This window comes from Sulfitobacter sp. LC.270.F.C4 (genome assembly GCF_032922545.1).
GTDB classification, from domain to species: Bacteria; Pseudomonadota; Alphaproteobacteria; order Rhodobacterales; family Rhodobacteraceae; genus Sulfitobacter; species Sulfitobacter profundi.
The window spans coordinates 68,921-86,149 of record NZ_CP136688.1 but is presented as its reverse complement, the minus strand read 5'-3'; the positions used below and the strand labels follow the sequence as shown (position 1 = coordinate 86,149).

Annotated in this window: 19 protein-coding genes; 14 read left to right on the top strand and 5 right to left on the bottom strand. The window is 59.4% G+C overall.

Annotated features, from left to right (window positions below; translation table 11 throughout):
- Positions 1-61 precede the first annotated feature (61 nt).
- Positions 62-463 carry a sugar phosphate isomerase/epimerase family protein gene (locus R1T45_RS02340; protein WP_317389036.1) on the bottom strand — a complete coding sequence of 134 codons (402 nt, stop codon included), beginning with the start codon at positions 461-463 and terminating at the stop codon, positions 62-64.
- A gap of 106 nt (positions 464-569) precedes the next feature.
- Positions 570-1,502: an IS5 family transposase gene (locus tag R1T45_RS02335; protein WP_038142964.1), complete on the bottom strand. Its 933-nt coding sequence runs from the start codon at positions 1,500-1,502 to the stop codon at positions 570-572.
- 278 nt (positions 1,503-1,780) lie between these two features.
- Here R1T45_RS02335 and R1T45_RS02330 point away from each other — a divergent pair, with 278 nt between their 5' ends.
- A complete protein-coding gene (locus R1T45_RS02330; protein ID WP_317389035.1) occupies positions 1,781-2,779 on the top strand; it encodes an IS30 family transposase in 999 nt (332 codons plus the stop codon).
- Between the two features lie 65 nt (positions 2,780-2,844).
- On the opposite strand, the gene repC is transcribed toward R1T45_RS02330, so the two are convergent.
- The 3 genes from repC to R1T45_RS02315 all read right to left on the bottom strand — a co-directional run bounded on the left by repC (position 2,845) and on the right by R1T45_RS02315 (position 5,232).
- Positions 2,845-3,996: a replication initiation protein RepC gene (repC, locus tag R1T45_RS02325; RefSeq protein ID WP_317389080.1), complete on the bottom strand. Its 1,152-nt coding sequence runs from the start codon at positions 3,994-3,996 to the stop codon at positions 2,845-2,847.
- A 227-nt stretch (positions 3,997-4,223) separates the two neighbouring features.
- The gene (locus tag R1T45_RS02320; RefSeq protein WP_111550074.1) at positions 4,224-4,877 is read right to left on the bottom strand and encodes a hypothetical protein; all 654 of its coding nucleotides are present in this window, start codon (positions 4,875-4,877) and stop codon (positions 4,224-4,226) included.
- 85 nt (positions 4,878-4,962) lie between these two features.
- A complete protein-coding gene (locus tag R1T45_RS02315) occupies positions 4,963-5,232 on the bottom strand; it encodes a hypothetical protein (RefSeq protein WP_068247338.1) in 270 nt (89 codons plus the stop codon).
- 588 nt (positions 5,233-5,820) lie between these two features.
- On the opposite strand from R1T45_RS02315, the gene R1T45_RS02310 reads away from it, so the two are divergent.
- From R1T45_RS02310 to R1T45_RS02250, 13 genes are all read left to right on the top strand, one after another.
- The gene (locus R1T45_RS02310) at positions 5,821-6,402 is read left to right on the top strand and encodes a lytic transglycosylase domain-containing protein (RefSeq protein WP_411041137.1); all 582 of its coding nucleotides are present in this window, start codon (positions 5,821-5,823) and stop codon (positions 6,400-6,402) included.
- Positions 6,399-6,683 carry a TrbC/VirB2 family protein gene (locus R1T45_RS02305; protein ID WP_037239483.1) on the top strand — a complete coding sequence of 95 codons (285 nt, stop codon included), beginning with the start codon at positions 6,399-6,401 and terminating at the stop codon, positions 6,681-6,683. Before R1T45_RS02310 ends, R1T45_RS02305 begins: the two co-directional genes overlap by 4 nt.
- Before the next feature lie 23 nt (positions 6,684-6,706).
- Entirely contained in the window at positions 6,707-6,982 is a 276-nt protein-coding gene (locus R1T45_RS02300; protein ID WP_037239481.1) for a type IV secretion system protein VirB3, read from the top strand.
- The gene (locus R1T45_RS02295; RefSeq protein WP_317389034.1) at positions 6,972-9,341 is read left to right on the top strand and encodes a type IV secretion system DNA-binding domain-containing protein; all 2,370 of its coding nucleotides are present in this window, start codon (positions 6,972-6,974) and stop codon (positions 9,339-9,341) included. Before R1T45_RS02300 ends, R1T45_RS02295 begins: the two co-directional genes overlap by 11 nt.
- A 165-nt stretch (positions 9,342-9,506) precedes the next feature.
- Entirely contained in the window at positions 9,507-10,595 is a 1,089-nt protein-coding gene (locus R1T45_RS02290; RefSeq protein ID WP_317389033.1) for a lytic transglycosylase domain-containing protein, read from the top strand.
- On the top strand, positions 10,585-11,394 hold the full coding sequence (locus R1T45_RS02285; protein ID WP_317389032.1) for a type IV secretion system protein: 810 nt from the start codon (positions 10,585-10,587) through the stop codon (positions 11,392-11,394). The genes R1T45_RS02290 and R1T45_RS02285 overlap by 11 nt, the downstream gene beginning before the upstream one ends.
- Before the next feature lie 3 nt (positions 11,395-11,397).
- Positions 11,398-11,886 (top strand): hypothetical protein, encoded by a 489-nt coding sequence (locus tag R1T45_RS02280; protein ID WP_072506894.1) that lies wholly within the window; start codon positions 11,398-11,400, stop codon positions 11,884-11,886.
- Positions 11,887-11,888: 2 nt separating this feature from the next.
- Positions 11,889-12,890: a type IV secretion system protein gene (locus R1T45_RS02275; RefSeq protein ID WP_089852530.1), complete on the top strand. Its 1,002-nt coding sequence runs from the start codon at positions 11,889-11,891 to the stop codon at positions 12,888-12,890.
- 2 nt (positions 12,891-12,892) lie between these two features.
- Positions 12,893-13,537 (top strand): virB8 family protein, encoded by a 645-nt coding sequence (locus R1T45_RS02270; RefSeq protein ID WP_238373086.1) that lies wholly within the window; start codon positions 12,893-12,895, stop codon positions 13,535-13,537.
- A 3-nt stretch (positions 13,538-13,540) separates the two neighbouring features.
- On the top strand, positions 13,541-14,272 hold the full coding sequence (locus R1T45_RS02265; RefSeq protein ID WP_111550066.1) for a TrbG/VirB9 family P-type conjugative transfer protein: 732 nt from the start codon (positions 13,541-13,543) through the stop codon (positions 14,270-14,272).
- A 2-nt stretch (positions 14,273-14,274) separates the two neighbouring features.
- Positions 14,275-15,732, top strand: coding sequence for a TrbI/VirB10 family protein (locus R1T45_RS02260; protein ID WP_317389031.1), 1,458 nt, complete (start codon positions 14,275-14,277; stop codon positions 15,730-15,732).
- 110 nt (positions 15,733-15,842) lie between these two features.
- A complete protein-coding gene (virB11, locus tag R1T45_RS02255) occupies positions 15,843-16,853 on the top strand; it encodes a P-type DNA transfer ATPase VirB11 (RefSeq protein WP_317389030.1) in 1,011 nt (336 codons plus the stop codon).
- Between the two features lie 126 nt (positions 16,854-16,979).
- Positions 16,980-17,228, top strand: a complete 249-nt coding sequence (locus tag R1T45_RS02250) for a FitA-like ribbon-helix-helix domain-containing protein (protein WP_009819916.1) — start codon at positions 16,980-16,982, stop codon at positions 17,226-17,228.
- Position 17,229 lies beyond the last annotated feature (1 nt).

The following is a 17,229-nucleotide window of genomic DNA, read 5'->3' as shown; positions in this document are numbered from 1 at the left end:
CTACCTTGAGGATATCAGAACCGGCGTCTTCGCCAAAATCCGCGACCCATGCAACAAGCTGTCAAATCACCACACCAAGATCACTCAGCGCGCGAAATCCCTTCGGAATGTCCGCATTATCACGCAGTTCCAGCACGAGGTGCGGGTCGCTTTCGCAAGCAGCCAAGGCACGGAAGACAGCTGTCCATTCGATTTCCCCTTCCCCCGGGGCCCAGTGGCGGTCGGCATGGCCATCGACGTCTTGCAGGTGGACATGGGCAAGCTGCGCACCGGCATCAGTGATAAAGTCAGCGACGGGTGGGGCGCCAGACATGCGACGGGCTAACTGAGCGTGCCCGGTGTCGATGGAAAGTGCGATTGCTTGTGAGCCAAAGCCATCCACCATCGCGCGACGTGTTTCTGGGCGAACGTCCTGAATGTTTTCGATCACAAGAGTGATGCCCATGTTTTCGGCTGCGCGCACGACGGGGTCTAGAATTTGATGGATGCGGCCAATCTTGCTTTCGGCGTAGCCCGGCTCTGTTGCACAAATCGGCTGAGGGTCGAGGTTCCCCTTCCCCCGGACAGACTCATCCCACGGCTTCAGTGACGGGTATGCCGAGTGCGGTGAAGCCGTTCAGGACGACCACACGGATCTGAAACTCGGCAACCTGACGGTCGAAGTCCCTGGCAGTCAGGCGTTGGCCCAGCAGCTTCACACAATGCATCTTCGTTTCGACGCGGCTCCGGCGGTGATAGCCGCTCCATCGTCGCCAGATGTTTCGCCCGAAGCGACGTGACGCGCGCAGGGCTTCGTTGCGCGCGATTGCTCCGGGAGTGTCGGGCTTCCATGGCCTGGCATTTTTGCGTGGCGGTATGACTGCGGCGGCACCTCGGGCGGCGATGGCATCGTGGCACTTGCGGGTGTCAAAGGCACCATCAGCGGTGACGCTTGCAACCTCGTGATCTGGCGGGATCTGGTCCAGAAGCTCTGGCAGCATGGGCGCGTCACCGACATCACTGGTGGTGAACTCGGCCGCGCGTATTTCCAGCGTTTGCTCGTCAATTCCGATGTGGATCTTGCGCCAGACCCGGCGCTTGGTGCCACCATGCTTGCGGGCGTTCCACTCCCCTTCGCCCTCGACCTTGATGCCGGTGCTGTCGATCAGCAGGTGCAACGGGCCGCCGGATCCACGGTAGGGAATATTGATCTTCAGGGACTTCTGGCGCCGCGACAGCGTGCTGAAGTTGGGCACGGTCCAGTCCAGGCCGGTCAGGCGCAGCAGGCTCTCAACGAAGCCCGTCGTCTGCCTGAGCGCCATGCCAAACAGCACCTTCATCGTCAGGCAGGTCTGTATGGCTGCGTCACTATAGTCAGGCTGTCGGCCACGTTTGCCTGTTGGCCTGGCCTCCCAGGTCATCTCGGGATCGAACCAGATCGTCAGCGAGCCACGACGCTTCAGAGCTTCGTTATAGGCGGGCCAATTCCTGGTCTTGTAGGCGGGGGGGCTGGGTCGGCTCATGCGCCCCCAGCTACCACGCTGGATTCACAAGATGAATCCCTCACGCGATTTGTGCAACAGAGCCCCCTCTAGGTTTATTCATTCGGATGAATAGTGGGACTGCGTATCAATGGCGCTACAGTTTCATGAAACCTTTGTGACGTATGCGGCCGAGACGGCGCGGATGGGAAGTACTAAGTTTATTTACCATAAACTTCATTACCAGATTTTCAGCGCGTTTTTGGCACATTCTATTCTAGCTTGCGACATTTCCTGTAACCTACTGGGAAAACGGGAGGATGAGCATGGGACACAAAGAGATAGACCTGCATGAGCGACGCCAGATTGAGCGGCTGCTGAACGCAAAAGCGACAATCGCGCAGATCGCGGCAAAGCTGGAACGTCACCGCTCGTCGATTTACCGCGAGATCAAGCGCAACCGCTTTGAGGACGACGAGCTGCCCGAGCTGAATGGCTACTATGGCGTGGCTGCACAGCAGAAAGCGGCGGGTCGCAGAAGGCGCAGACGCAAACTTATTCGTCTGCCCCATCTGCTGGGCGCGGTGATCGAAGGTTTCGAGGCTGGCTGGTCACCTGAGCAGATTGCTGGCCGGATGCGCCAAGAAGGATCGGACATCTCAGTCTGCCACGAGACGATCTACGCCTACGTGTACTCTCGCGAAGGTCAGAGCGAAGAACTGGCGCGTTATCTGCCAGAACGGCGCCGTAAGCGGAAACCGCGATACGCGCGCAAGCCACGCGGCAACGTCTTTCCCTTAGAAACCAGCATTCACAATCGGCCTGACGCAATCAACGACCGCAGTCAATTCGGAAACTGGGAGGGCGATTTGATGATCTTCGAACGCGCTCAGGGCACAGCGAATGTCGCCACGCTGATCGAGCGGAAGACCCGCTACACCGTTCTGCTGAGGAACAACGACCGGAAGTCTCGGCCGCTGATGAACCGGCTGATCAATGAAATGTCGCCCCTGCCCTCTGAGGCGCGCCGCTCCATCACCTTCGACCGCGGGTTCGAGTTCACTTCATGGCGCGAGCTCAACAAAGGCATGGGCACAAAAGCCTGGTTCTGTGACCCGCAGGCGCCCTGGCAGAAGGGATCAGTGGAGAACATGAACAGACGTGTGCGTAGATATCTGCCACGGGATGCGCAACTTCTGACGCTGACAAATCAATATATGAGGTTGATTTGTCAGCGCCTCAACGGAACACCCAGGAAGTGCTTGGGATACCGCACGCCAGCAGAGGCGTTCGGCGAAGAGCTAAGGAAACTTGGATGAACCCGGAGATGTCGCAACCAGGTTAGAGCCCACATTTGGGCAAGTTCAGTTGCGGGTTGGAAACTCTACCTCACCCTATTGCGCCGTTTTTGCAGAGCCGCAACGCTTGCATTAAAGTCCAGCCTTCCTGCCTTGGCTTGACGGATCAGTTCGCGCATCAAACCGCCAGGATTGCGAACAGGGTAACTCGGGTGATCTCGCTGCGCATCAACCAATAGTAGGCAGAAAGCCAACCCGTGGTCGCCCAAGGTGCTCTGGCCCTCGTGCCAAACTGAAGCATGGATATCGAGCATCGGCAGCAACGCCCAGGCAGCCTCGATGATGTCGCGCTCTTTGAGAGGTCGGTTCTGATCTCGGCTCGCGTCAAGCATCATGCGTAAGCCGTCGCCGGCAATGCGATATAGATTCTCTGGCGTCAGAGCGGGTGGCGCGGGGCAGGGAATTGATGATGGCGGTTCACTCTGTGCGATTTCCGCGTGTCTTTCAGAGTTATCCACAGCGGGCGGCGTCTCTACAGTTTGAGTTTCTTCTCTGGTGTTTTGTGTAAAGGGCCGGAAGTTTTCCACTGGCTGGTCGGAAGAAAGCCCATGGTTTTCAAGCCAATCATCAAGGCTGTTGCACAGATCGGAACTGGCCTTCAAATGGGCGTTGAGCCGCTCCAGACCGAGACGGCTTAACGCATCGCTGCGTGGCCATTCATCGAAACTGGCCAGAATCTTGACGATCTCAGGATCGTTGATAGCCGAGGAGGGCAGGGCGGCGATGCACCGTTTCATGTGACGCAAACGAAGGGACCGAAGATCCTTCAAAGCGCGCAAATGCCTCCGTTCCGCACGGAGCCGATCGCGAAGGGCTATGAACTCTTCCAGTCGCGCGATCAGCGGAGTCAGTATCAAGCCTAGGCCAGCGCGACCAAAGCGGGCCCCATTCGCCGCGACACGTTTCACGATCAGCCCAAGCTTGGCCAGCGCGGCCTCATCCGTTCGCAACTGGCGCGACGTCTTGCCAAGTTCGACCGCTGCGAGATCTTGCGCGCCAAAAAACACCGGTTCACGATGGGGAGAGGTCCAGTCGGATGCGCGAGTCCGCCCGATGATGTAGTTCAGAACTGCGAGGCGCGCCGGGCGCAAGCCTATATGCGGGGCAACCTCTGAAATTAGTGCCATAACAGCACCTTTGGTCCAGCCTTCCGGCAGGGTGAGATGGGTTTGGATCACGTTCAATGTCTAGTCCTTGTGAATTGGGACAAGGCTGCAACAGGGCACCCGTGTCCCAGCGAGCGACACGTTTTTTCATTGCCTTGACTGTCGGGACTGCTAGAACGAGACCACGGTTTGATTTGATCTGGCGGAACGCCAATTCCGTTGTTCTTTGAGCCCCTCGCTTGGTTGCTGCCTTGCGGGGGTTTCTTCTTTTTTTTTCGTTTGCCTGTGACTGTTTGAGATCAGTAGTTGACTTGTTCGAAGCCATAGGTGCCCTCAAAATCCTCCCAATCGACGAACACAGCACGGACCCAGATATCGGGGCAGTTCTGGCCATATCGCTCGGCCCCTCGGAAGGCTGGAGGAAGGGCACTTATCGAGCTGTTTTGCCACCGGAATTGGCCGTCCTGATCATACGTGCCACGCCGCACAGAAGCATATCTGTTGCAATCGTCACGGCCCTCCCTCTGACGTGCCGTAACCTGAAAGACATCTATGGAGCGGATGAAATCAAAAGCAGGGTCCGTCACATCGATATCGGCGGCACGCCCGACAGCTTGGGCGAGCTGGAGCGTTTCTCGCTCTCGGGGCAGGGAGACTGCTGGACCCGGATTGAACCCCGCCAACCTGTAGAGGCGCTCAACCGGGTTCGGCGCTTCGAACTCAGCACGCATTGGACAACGCCAGATCTGCAGCGGTGGCTCAATTGGCCAGGGCGTGATCCGGCGGATAAACTCCGCGCGCGCCCGGGCACATGGGACCGAAGGCGGCCAACCGCCTGCGAGGCACAGGAGGATCGCACAATCGATCTGGTAGCCTTGTGCGGCGGCAGGTTTGGCAGCAAGCGGTGTAAGCCCGATCGCGATGATCGCGGCAGTTGACAGAAGCCGCCTCATGACAGAGCGCCGCCGCTAAAGCGTTGTCGTATAATCAGACTTATGTTAATTGTGTCATAATTACTGACATATTTTGCGCGTCGTTTCATTGGAACATCTCCTGGTAAGCGTCAAGCACAAGACGGACTTCGGCCTGCGCGGAAGCTGATGCTGCGGCGAGGCAATTCAGATAGGTTTGTGCCTCATCGAAGTAGGTGTTGAACTCGGCTCTGATGTCGTCGCCGTACTCGTTCAGGAGCGCAGGCGAGGCCGCCAGCTCCGGCCGCAACGGCAACACGCAGTCCATCGCCAGCGTCTCGGCATTTGCTGGGATCGCTAGGGCGATGAATGTGCTACATGCCAGCAACCGCGACATCTGGTGGTCTCCCGACAATCTGGGGGCGAATTGTGTGCCGGACCTATCACCGAAAAAATATCTTAATCAATCAAAAGATATCTATTGACCATCTAAAGGGTTTTCCGCTACGTCGCCGCATATCTTGTGACATGCACTGTTTGAAGCGGTGCAATAGCAGGTTACTTCCGTAGGAACTTCTTTCCTTCGGAGGCAAAATGGCAGGAACAAAATACCCCGTGATCCTAACATCGCACATGCAAGAGGCGATCGAGGGTGGGGCATGGATCGAGGTGGAATGCGTTGAAGCCCCGGAAAAGGGCGGCAACACGCATAGGGGTGGCTGGACGGTTTTCGTCTGCTCCAATGACGGTCAAGGCGGTGTGCACCGGTCGGTCTATGTGACCAACCGGGATCTGAAACCACGCGTCTTCAAGACCGCAGCAGGGCTCATGAGCTTCTGCCTGGAGCTCGACGCAAAGGTATTCAGCTGCCCTCTCCGAGAAGGTGAGAGAGGCACGTGGGAGTTTGAGACGACAAGGTATCCTACCAGCGGCTAGCCTCGTTCTCTGGGGGCTTTCAGGCCCTTCCACTTATGCACAATCCGTTATCGATCTCGATGCTCCAGACCGTGTTGGTCGACTGACCAGTAGCGTTCTCGACTTTGCAAGACCCCAACCCGAGCAAGGCGACATTGTCGCACGGTCTGAGGTCGTCCCTCTTGACTCACCACGCCTTTCTCCGCCTCGGGTCCCATCGGGCCGCCCTGCGGTCGAGACTATGATCCTTGATGTGGGTTCGGTCTACGCGGACCACCCGGCCCTGCGCAGGGCCGGGATGTCCTCTCGCGACTGGCTCGCATTCTTTCGCGCCAACATCGCTATCGAAAGCGCATTTGATCCAAGCGCGCGGTCGCATGTCGGCGCAATCGGGCTTGGGCAGTTGATGCCGGACACTGCACGCGTGCTTGGCGTCGATCCGCATGATCCTGAGCAAAACCTGCATGGATCCGCCCGCTACTTGCTGACACAACTTGATCGTTTTGGCACGCCGCAGCTTGCGCTCGCGGCCTACAACGCCGGCCCCGAAGCCGTGGCGCGCCATGGCGGGATTCCCCCCTACCGCGAAACCCAAGGCCATGTCCGCAAGGTCATGGCCGTCTATGCCCAATCCATCGGAGACCAGATATGAAACGCATCGACTATACCCGGGCGGCATTGGCCGCGTTGCTGATAGTGGCCGCAGCCCCGGCGCTCGCACAAGACCTTAGCCCGGTCTCTGACATGATCGACAACATCATCGACGCGGTGACGGGTCCGATCGGTCGTGGCCTCGGTGTGCTCGCTCTCGTGGGATCGGGTGTCATGATGTTTTTCGGGCGCCTCAACTGGCCGATCTTCGTCGCCGTGTTTGTCGGCGTGGTGCTGATCTTTTCGGCCGAGACCATCATCGACGGCTTTGCGGCTCCTTGATCTGACCGACCGCAGAGACCTCCATGCGCGACACACCACTCTTTCTGGGGCTGACCAAGCCGCCACGGATATTCGGTCTCCCGATCGGATATTTTGTGGCGCTGGTCTTCGCATCCGTGATCCCTTTCATTCTGGTTGACGACATGCGGTTCCTGCTGGTTTTCCTCGCGGGCTACCCACCGCTTTGGCTGGTCGCAGACCGCAATCCACATCTGTTTCAGATTTTGAACGTGGTGATGTCGCGCACCCCGCGAACGAGTGTGCGATCCTGTAATGGGGGCGATCTCTATGTCGCGTGAGTTTCGGGGGTTAATTGCCAGCAGCGCTGTTCGGGATGCACTTGGGGACAAGGTTTTGAAAGCCGAGCGTCTTGGGCGGCACCTACCTTACATTGCTGCGGTGCGAGACAATGTCATCCTGACGCGGCAGGGTGATCTAATGGCGTCGGTCACGCTTGGCGGGATCGACAGCTTCACCAGCGATGACGCCCGGATCGATGAGATCAGTGAAGGCTTTGCCCGGATCGTCAGTCAGTTGGGCGAGCGTTTCGGTTTCCACATCAACAAGGTATCACGCCCGGATGTCGCGGACCTTGCTGCGCCTGACGGTATGACTTTTGCAAATGCGGTAGACGCGGCGTGGCAGAGAAGCCTGCGCGCACGTGACCTGAAAGCCCGCACCTTGATGCTGACAGTATTGATGCGTCCGTCGATGCCGCAGGCCTTCTCGAAGGTTCTGGGCGCCCTTGGCGGCGGCCGCGATTTCCAGAAAGACATCGATACGCGAATTGTTGCCCTGGAAGAGGCCATGACGCTGCTCATGGCGATGTATTCCGACGCAGGTGCAGCGCGCCTGACAGTCTCGAGCGGGGACTGGCTTGCAGTGTTGGCCGCAGTTCACGGACAGAGCTACGGCAAAATCATCGCGGCCCCCGGGCAACTGTTGGCTGACACGATGAGCAATTTCGACGTCAGCTTTCAAGGCAAAACCATGCGGCTGGAAAGCGGCGACAGCGCACGATACGGCGCGATTTTCGGGATAAAATCCTATCCCAGTCGCACCTGGCCAACCATGCTTGATGCGTTGGAGCTGCCCTATGACATCACGATCACCAACTCTTTCACGCCGCGGCGCGCCAATGAGATGGTTGAGCGCATTCAACGCACCTTTCGTCAGCGGGGTGCCTCCGAGGATGCTGGTGTCAGCCTGACAGAGCAATTGATCGAAGCCGCCGACGCCGTGGCATCCGGTCGGTCGACCTTTGGGACACACCATGCATCCGTGCAGGTCTTCTGTGACAGCGCCGAGGAACTGGAACAGGCAGCTTCCGAGATCTGGCGGGCGGGGCAAGAGACCGGTGCCGTTCTGGTCCGGGAATCCTGGGCCGCAAAGGCACTCTATTTCGCGCAAGCGCCGGGAAACTGGGCCTACCGGATCCGTGACGGGATCGTTTCGTCGCACAATTTCGCGGAACTGGCCGCGTTTCACAAGACAAGGCCGGGGCGCGGACCCGAGGCCAGCCCATGGGGCAAGACGATCACGGCCTTCCCGACCGTGACCTCCAGCCTCTACCGGTTCAACTTTCACGAAGCGGGGCGCCGGACCGATGAGCCAAGCGTCGGGCACACGCTTGTTCTGGGCCGCACCGGGTCCGGCAAGACACTCGGCACGGCTTTTCTCATGGCGCAGGCCCGCAGAGTGGGTGCGCGGGTCATCGTTTTCGACAAGGATCAGGGGTTGGAGATGGCGATCCGCGCTTTGGGTGGCAGCTACAGCGAAATCAAGGTGGGCCAGCCCACCGGCTTTAACCCGATGACCACGGAGACCGATGCGCGGGGGGCCGCCTGGCTGACAGATTGGCTCGGCGACATTCTGGCCCGTCACCGTCCATTTGAGACGGTCCAGACCGCAGCACTGAACGAGGCGGTTCGTCAGATTGCCGCTGCGGAGCCGGGCCTTAGAACCTTTGACGGTTTGGCAAGCCTCGTGGCATCTACCGATGATGACGGCGACCTGGTGTCCCGCGTGCGGGAATGGACAGAAGCCGGCCGGTACGGTTGGCTTTTCTCAAGGCCCAGTGCCCAGTCGATTGCCATTGGCGAGGATGTCCTTGGTCTCGACATGACCGAACTTCTGGACCAGGACGCAGAACGCTCCGCCCTGCTCGCCTATCTCTTCCGCCGTATCGAGCGCGTGATCGAGGATCGCAGACCAACGATCATTGTGATCGACGAGGCGTGGAAGATGTTGGCTGATGATATCTTCGTCAAGCGCCTCCATGACTGGCTGGTTACCATGCGCAAGCGCAACTGCGTGGTGATGATGTTGACCCAGACACCGGGTCATCTGGACCAAAGTTCGGTCGGCCAGATCATCGCGGAAAGTGTGGCAACCCAGATCCTGTTTCCCAATCCACGGGCAAATCCGGAGGATTACAGCATCCTGCGCCTGAATGCGCGCGAGGCGGATTTTCTTTCCAGCCCGACAGCCGGGTTGCGGCTGGCATTGATCCGTTCCGGCGCCGACAGCGTGTTCGTCAATACGGATCTCGCAGGCTTGGGCGGTCTGGTTACTGTTCTTGGTGGCGGCAAGACCGGCGAGGAAAAGGCGCCTGCCAATTGGCGCAAGAAAGAAGAATTCTGGAAGGACATGATGTGAAAGCACGATTTTTTCTGTTGGTCGCCATGACGGTCCTGAGCGCTTGCGAAGGTGCATCAACAGGCGTGCGATCGCCCTGTTTTGAGCGGCCCGTTATGGCGTTCTCGGCCCCTGCTCCCGACCTTGCTTCACGGAATGCGCATTGTGATTTCCAGAGCTTCTAGAATGGCGATTCCGTTGGCCTTGGGTCTTGGCTCGCTTGCCTCCGCGCAGGGCGTGCCAGTGATCGATGGCTCCAACCTTGCCCGCGCTGTGTCTCGCGTCGAAGAGCTCGCACGCGACGCCTTGCGGCAGGGCCAGAAGCGCGACGCCCGCCAGGAACAAGCGGATATCTATCAAGAGCAGCTTGAAGCCTATGAGCGTTTCCTTGCGGAGACCACCGGTGTCACCGACCTGAGTGGGTTCGAGGCTGGTGGGCCCGGCTGGGCGAGCGCTGCAGAGACTTACCCAGCCCAGGAAGATCATCCTGATGCCGATCGCCTCTTCGGTGAGCCAAGCGACGTGGAGCGCATGATCATCACGGTGGCGCGGCGCTATGAGGGTCATCCCGGTGTTGCGGCCGCCGGTCTGACGCCACTGACATGGCGTATCCTGTTTCAGTCACTGATCAAGCAGGAAAGTCGTTTCAACAATGCAGCCGTCTCCCACGTGGGTGCGCGCGGTTTTTGCCAGCTGATGCCGGGCACAGCATCGGATCTCGGTGTGAACCCGTATGATCCTTGGGAAAACCTGGACGGTGGCGCACGCTACATTCTCACGCAACTGAACCGCTTCGGTCGGATCGATCACGCTCTGGCGGCCTATAATGCAGGTCCTGGCCGTGTTCTCGAGTATGGTGGTGTGCCTCCTTTCGAGGAAACCCAGACCTACGTCCGGCGCATCAACGGCTATTACAACGACTATCTTGGCACCATCACCGGCGTCGACATGACGGGGTCACTGGCGGGCTTCGATGGTGCCTCGGCCGCCTGGGGCAACTGGGCGGATGCCTCGGTCGGCTATGGCGCCTACATGGGCACCCAGATCGATCAGGCGATGACGAGGATCGCGGCGCTTTTGCGTGAAGATCCGCCCGGTAACGCAAAAGAGGCGCTGGACCGCTCCACCTATATGCTTGCTGAACGGGCGCGGCTCATGGCGCTGACGCTGCGTCTGCGCGCGGCCCACGTGAAAGTCGAAGCGGCACAAGGTTTGACCGAGGCCGCCGATCACCTGGAGCAATCCACTTTCTGGAGGTATTCCGATGAGGGCTGACACCCGCATTGCCGCAATTATTGTTGCGGGCACGCTCATGGCGGCACACCCGCCCCCAGCCTTCGCTCAGGGTGTGCCTGTGATCGATGGATCGAACCTCGCGCAGAATATCGAGCAGCTGCAGGCCGCGCTGCGCGATGCAGAAAACCAGCTCCAGCAAATCGAGGAATTGCGCACCCAGATCGAGCGCCTCACTGACATTCAGGGCCTTCTTGATGACGTCCTGGGTTCAATTACCGGCCTGAATGAAATCGCAGCCCTCTACAACGATGTGGAGGACCTGCGTGCCCGTGCCCAGAAGATCACCGATCTATCGGGTTTCATGGACAACCTGTCACTCGGGGATTTTGACAGCCTGCTGGACGATCTGCTCGATGGCGACGTCACCATGGGTGAGCGCCGCGCCGCAGATGCCATGCGCGAGACCATGGCCAGTGCGGGGTTCACCTCGGAAAAACTCACCGAGCTGAACGACGCCGGGAACCCGCAAGGTGCTGCCATAGCCGATCTGGCGGCTGCCAATGCCATGGTTATCGGGCAAGCCCAAATTTCCTACGAGGAAGCCGCCCAGAGCATCGAGCGTATCGATGGGCTGGTGGAAGCGATTGGCGAACAGGAAACGCTCAAGGAATCGATCGATCTCAACACGCGTATGGCCGCAGAGACGAATTACATGCTGGGCCAGATGTGGCGCCTGAATGCCGCCCAAGGCTTGGCGCAAGGTCAAAGCGGCATTGATTTCGCGGCCGAGCAGGCCCGCACACGCTCCTTCTTTGATTTCTCCGGCGCCGAGGACTGACCCTTGAATACATCACTCAAAGCACTTGCAGTTTTCATCGCCCTGGCAGGCAGTGCCTGGGCGGAAGACTTGCAAGACCTGCCCGACGATACGTTGCTCGGGGAGGTCGTCACTGCCACCGAAAATGGGGAGGAAGAGCGCCTCCTCGATCTCATGCGCGAGGTACAGGCAAGAGGGCTCTTGATGTTCCCGAAGCCGCAAACCTGCACCTTCAGCTATCCGGACACTGAGTTTTTCGGCAACGAGATTTTCCGTGGAGCGGTTCGATGGGGCTTCGGCACCGACCTGAGAGAGCTTGCAATGTCGCAGGGCTTCTGCGGCTGCATCTATGATCTCGGGTCGCTCGATGCGTTTACGCAGGAACGGATTGGTAAGGCGGCGCAGGATGCAACTACCAGCGATTTCAGCGTCTTTCGCAAATACCGTCGTAGCGATTGGTCAGATGTAAACGAGCGCTATCAGAACTTCCAATTGGAGCGGTGTGGTAGTTAAGGATGGCCATAATCGCTGAGGTTCTGGCATTGGTAGATGCCACTGTCGCGGGCGTGGCAGCTGACACGTATGCCGATACGGTTGCCGCAGTACGCCCGGTTGTACAGACCGCATCTGTGTTGGTGGTCGTTCTTGTAGGCGCAAATGTGGGTCTGCAAGCCGTGCCACTCTCGGTTTCCACAATCGTGTCGGTAGGGCTGCGCATTGTGCTGGTCAATGTGTTTTTGATCTACGCAAACCTTTCTGTTCCGTACGAAGCGCTGACAAATGCTCCTGCCGAACTTGGTGCAGGTATTCTCAACTCCCTCTCAGGTGGTGATGTCACAAACCTTTATGACGGCATAGACGATCTCTACTCCCAAGCTCTGAATGTCGGACAGGCGATCAGCCAGAATGGCGGCTGGCTGGCCGGTGCCATGACCAGCGTTGTCATGTTTCTTGTGGCCGCCGCCATGGCGACGATCACCATCATCGTTCTGTCGGCCGCCAAGATCATGTTGGCGGTATTGATCGCCATCGCACCTGTGGTCGTGGCTTGCACATTATTCAAACAATCGGCGCCACTGTTCGAGGCATGGGTCAAACTCGCCATCGGTTTTTCCTTCGTGCCGCTTTTCGTGGCTGCCATGGCTGGCTTCACCATAGCGACGGGTGAAGCTGTCGCACCTGATAGCCTCGACAGCGTCGAAACACTCGGGGACGCGATTTCGTTCGTCGTGGTGATGATGATCGGCGCTGGCCTGATGTTGCTCGTGCCAACTTTCGCGCAAGGGCTTGCCGCCACGAACATCGGCCTCGCCTCGATCGGTGCCAATGCCGCGCGGATGCCCGGGAACGCGTGGCGCAATACCGGTGCCGCGATCCGGGGCGGAGATGACATGCGACGGGGCTTCAACGCAGGACTTCAGGGACAAGGCGTCTCCGACCGATCGTCCAGCGCGGCCCGTGCCGGGAGCTATGCGGGCGGTGCGGTCAAGCTCGCCGGAAAGATGAAGAAGGGATAGTCATGAGTGATTTCGATATCGATTTGGTGATGGGTCCGCGCCGGGCAGCGCGCGCCGCATGGATCGTTGCGGGCTGTTCCTGCGCCGTATCCGTGCTGTTGGCCCTGACCATTACGGTTATGTTGCCCCTGCGCGAAACCGAAGTGTTTACGGTCCTCGTCGACAGCACGTCGGGTGCAGCAGAACGCATCTACCAGGTTCAGCCGACTGGTATCACCGATGAGGAAGCGATCAAGGAGTCCCTGCTTGTCAGCTATATCAGCGACCGCGAAAGCTATTTCAGGAACGGCATTCAAGAACGGCTCGAAAGTGTCCAGCGGCGCTCCAGCGGGCCCGCCCGCGCCTCGCTGATAGAACTCTGGACCGCGGGGTCGGAGAATTATCCACCGCGCAGCTACGGCGCGAATGCGCAGGTCGATGTCCGCGTGCGGGCGATCACCTTCCTGCAGGATGAAGTGGCTCAGATTCGGTTCGACAAACGTCTCACCCGACCCAACCAGACCCCCGTCACGCAAACATTCATCGCCACCGTAGGGTTTGAGTTTGCCCCCCGCCGCGAACGCTCCCTGACACGCGTTTGGGAAAATCCCCTTGGCTTCTCGGTGACCGCTTACCGGGTCGATGCCGAAACACTGACACGAGAATAGTTCATGAAAACCTTCATAATTGCCATCGCAACGGTCGGCGGGTTGCTCGGAACGCCCGCCTTGGCCGAGCGCGCACCGGTCACCATGGGTCAGGACGCCCGCGTTCGCCACGTGACCTTCAACCCTACGGATGTGATCCGGATCGACACCCACCTTCGGGTAAACACGTCAATCGAACTCGGTCCCGGCGAACGGATCAATCAAGTCCTGATCGGTGACTCCGCGTCCTATGAAGTGGAGGTTCTGTCAAACCGCAATACGATCTCGATCAAGCCTGTCGAGGCACGGGCCGCGACAAACCTGACGATCTTTACCAACCGCCGCGCTGTCGCCTTCTATCTGACAGAGGGACGCTCGCGGACACAGTCTTTCCGGGTCGTCGTAAACTTTCCCGACGAGCGACCCGCCGGGCGCCAGCTTGCGGCTGGAGGCCGAGATACCGGCTATCAGTTCGCGGGCAGCGGTGCGATCCGCCCGGTGCGGGTCTGGAATGATGGGCGCTCGACCTTCTTTGAATTCCGGCCCGGCGTGCGGCCCTCGATCTTCGGCTTGAACGCCCAAGGCTACGAGATCACCCAGAACAGCCAGACGCAAGGTGCGGTCGTGCGGGTCACCGGCGTGCGGGACGCCTACACGATCCGCATGGGCGACGATCATATCTGCATTACCCGTGAGACTGGCGGGTTCACGACCGAGGCTGCTGCCGTGGCCGCCCTGCGTGGACGGGAGTTCTGATCATGAGCGACGAGAAAACCGGGGAAAAGGAATACAGCTTCGCACCCAAGCGGCGCGCATCTCTCGGGCTCAGGCTTGGTTTGGGTGCGTTGCTTCTGGCAGGGACCGCCATCATTGCCTACCCGCTTGTGCAAGGCAGCGGCATCACGTCTGCCGTTGAAACATCGAAAGCCGACGACTTTCAGGATCAGGTCGACGGTGACGGGTTTGGCCGCATGACAACCGACGCGGAACCGACCGAACAAAGATCAGAGCCTAGGTTCGATCCCGGACCAATCGAGGATGAACTCGCGGCGCAGCGCCAAGCCCTCGAGGAACAGAACGCCAAGCTTGCGAGCGACGTGGTCGCCCTACAAGCCCAGTTGGCAAGACTGGCCGAGGCCCCTGCCCCCGACAATTCCGCCGAGCTGGCCGAAGCGCTGCGCTCGGTCCAAGAACAGAACACGGCGCTTATCGCCCAGATGCAAAGCGAGATGGACACCCGGTTGGCAGAAGCCGATCTTGAAGCGCAAAAGCGTATCGCTGATGAGGTTGCCGCACGCGCGCGTGTTGCCGATGGCCGGATGGAGCAGTTGATGGAGCAAATGCTCGGACTGCAGCGCCAGAACGACGCCCTGCAACAGCAGATCGATGACGGTATGAGTGACGCTCTACGCGCGCAAACCGAGAGGGATCAGCTCGCCGCCGAGGAAGCCGCGCGGCGGGCTGAACTGGACCGTCGGCGTGCCGAGGCGGCGGCGCTGCGCGACACACAAATCCGGTCCGAAGGGGTGATCTTTGATGCGGGCGGACAGACGGGCAGTCCGGCATCTGACCCCGAGAGGGGGCCCGCGGTCGGAGATGCGGCGGCGCGCGCCTTCGTGTTGGACGGTGCCCAGCCCGTTCAAGTCGCGACAGCGGAGGTAATCGCCAATCCTTCCAATACGGTTCTGCAGGGCACGCTCATTCAAGCGTCACTGGAAACCGCCATCGAATCCACATTGCCCGGACAGATTACCGCCATCGTGAACTACCCGGTCTGGAGTTTCGATCAGTCCCGCGTTCTCATTCCCGAAGGCTCCCGCCTCTTCGGGACCTACAATTCGAATGTCTCTTTGGGCCAGGCCCGCATTCTGGTTGGCTGGTCACGCATCGTCACACCCGAGGGGCAATCGGTTCAGCTCGCCGCATTTGGCGCGGACGATCAGGGCCGCTCGGGCGTGACGGGCTCCGTGAACTCCCGCTTTGGGCTGCGCTTTGGCACAGCTGCATTGCTCTCGATCATCGGCGCAGGACCGGCAATCGCCGCATCCGAGGCCAGCTCCGAGACCGGATCAGAAATTGCCGAGGATGTCGCGGGCAGTTTTTCGCAGGCCACCAATGCGGTGATCGGCGAATATGCCACCCTGCCTCCGGTTATCTCGGTCCAGCCAGGTGCTGCGATCAGTGTGATCGTCGACCGTGATCTCGAGTTCTATTGAGTGCGTTTCAGGTTCGACAAAATAATCATGTGCCGAAACACGCGTTCGACCGAAGGGAGAGGCCGCGTGTCTCAAAACAACACAAACCTGAAACGCACAGGCGGCCAGCCATGAACCCGTCGGCAGAAAAGACCAGTTTTCTTTCGACCTATCTAAAACCTCTGGCTGCACCGATCGCCGATCCCTGCGTGGTCGAAATAGCGGTCAATCCCGATGGAAAGGTCTGGGTGGAAACCCGGGGGGCTGAGCATATGGTCGGCCTCGAAGGTGTGTTTTTCTCCCCTTCCCAAGCTCGGGACCTTGCAACATCCATTGCCAGCGCCACCCACGGACAGATCAGCGAGAAAAAGCCGCTCGTCTCCGGCAAGATCGAGATGAACGGCAAGCCGATCCGGGCACAGGTCGTCTATCCACCGGTCGTGGATGGCGGGCCGTCGATCACCTTGCGCCGCTACAGTGAAGACCAACTCACCTTGGGCGACATCGGTCTGTTGCACGGTGCACTGGTGGATTTGGATGCCGAACGACAGGCAAAAGCCGAACGGGTGATCGCACTGACGCAGGCGGGGGATATTCGAGCCGCCATGAAACTCTGCATCGATGAGCGGTTGAACATCATGATCAGCGGCGGGACGTCCACGGGCAAAACGACTTTTGCCCGGGCACTTCTCGCGCTGGTGACCGAGGCGGAACGTATCGTGACCATCGAGGACGCATTCGAGCTCTTTCCTCCACAGCCCAATCGCGCGATGCTCAAGGCTGACCGTATCCCCTCAAGTGAACGCACCGCGGCCAAATTGCTGGAGACCTCTTTGCGCATGCGTCCTGACCGGATAATTCTTGGCGAATTGCGCGGCGATGAGTGCAAGACCTTCCTCGACGCGATCAACACCGGCCATTCAGGCTCTTTCACCACAATTCACGCCGATACCGCGCAGAAGGCGCTCGACCGCCTTGCCCTCATGGTCATGTCGGTGGGCATCAATATGAGTTTTGAGGAGGTAAGGCGCTATGCCGCCTCCAGCATCGATGTCGTGGTGCAGCTTGGTCGGAAAGACGGAAGACGTGGGGTCGAACAGGTGTGGGTGCCTGGTATCTTAAAATCAGAAGTGACCAGCTGAGGGATGTTTGGAAGGGTGCGCATTGAGCACTATCGGACGGTAACCTCTCCCGTCTTGTCACAACATGAACGCGTTTGCGCTTGATCGCATTGATTGCGATGATTACACTCCTCTCAGGAGGACATCATGGCAAGCATTACCATCCGGAACCTTGACGATGACGTGAAGCGCCGCCTTCGCATCCGCGCAGCCGAACATGGCCGTTCAATGGAAGAGGAGGCGCGCGAGATCTTGCGCCACGTCGTCGGCGAAGCGAAGCCCTCCCACGATCTTGCCGCGGCGATACGTGCGCGGGTCGCGCCTCTGGGCGGCGTTGATCTGGACCTTCCGCAGCGTGAGGCCATGCGTGAACCACCCGCGTTCGACCGGGCCTGAC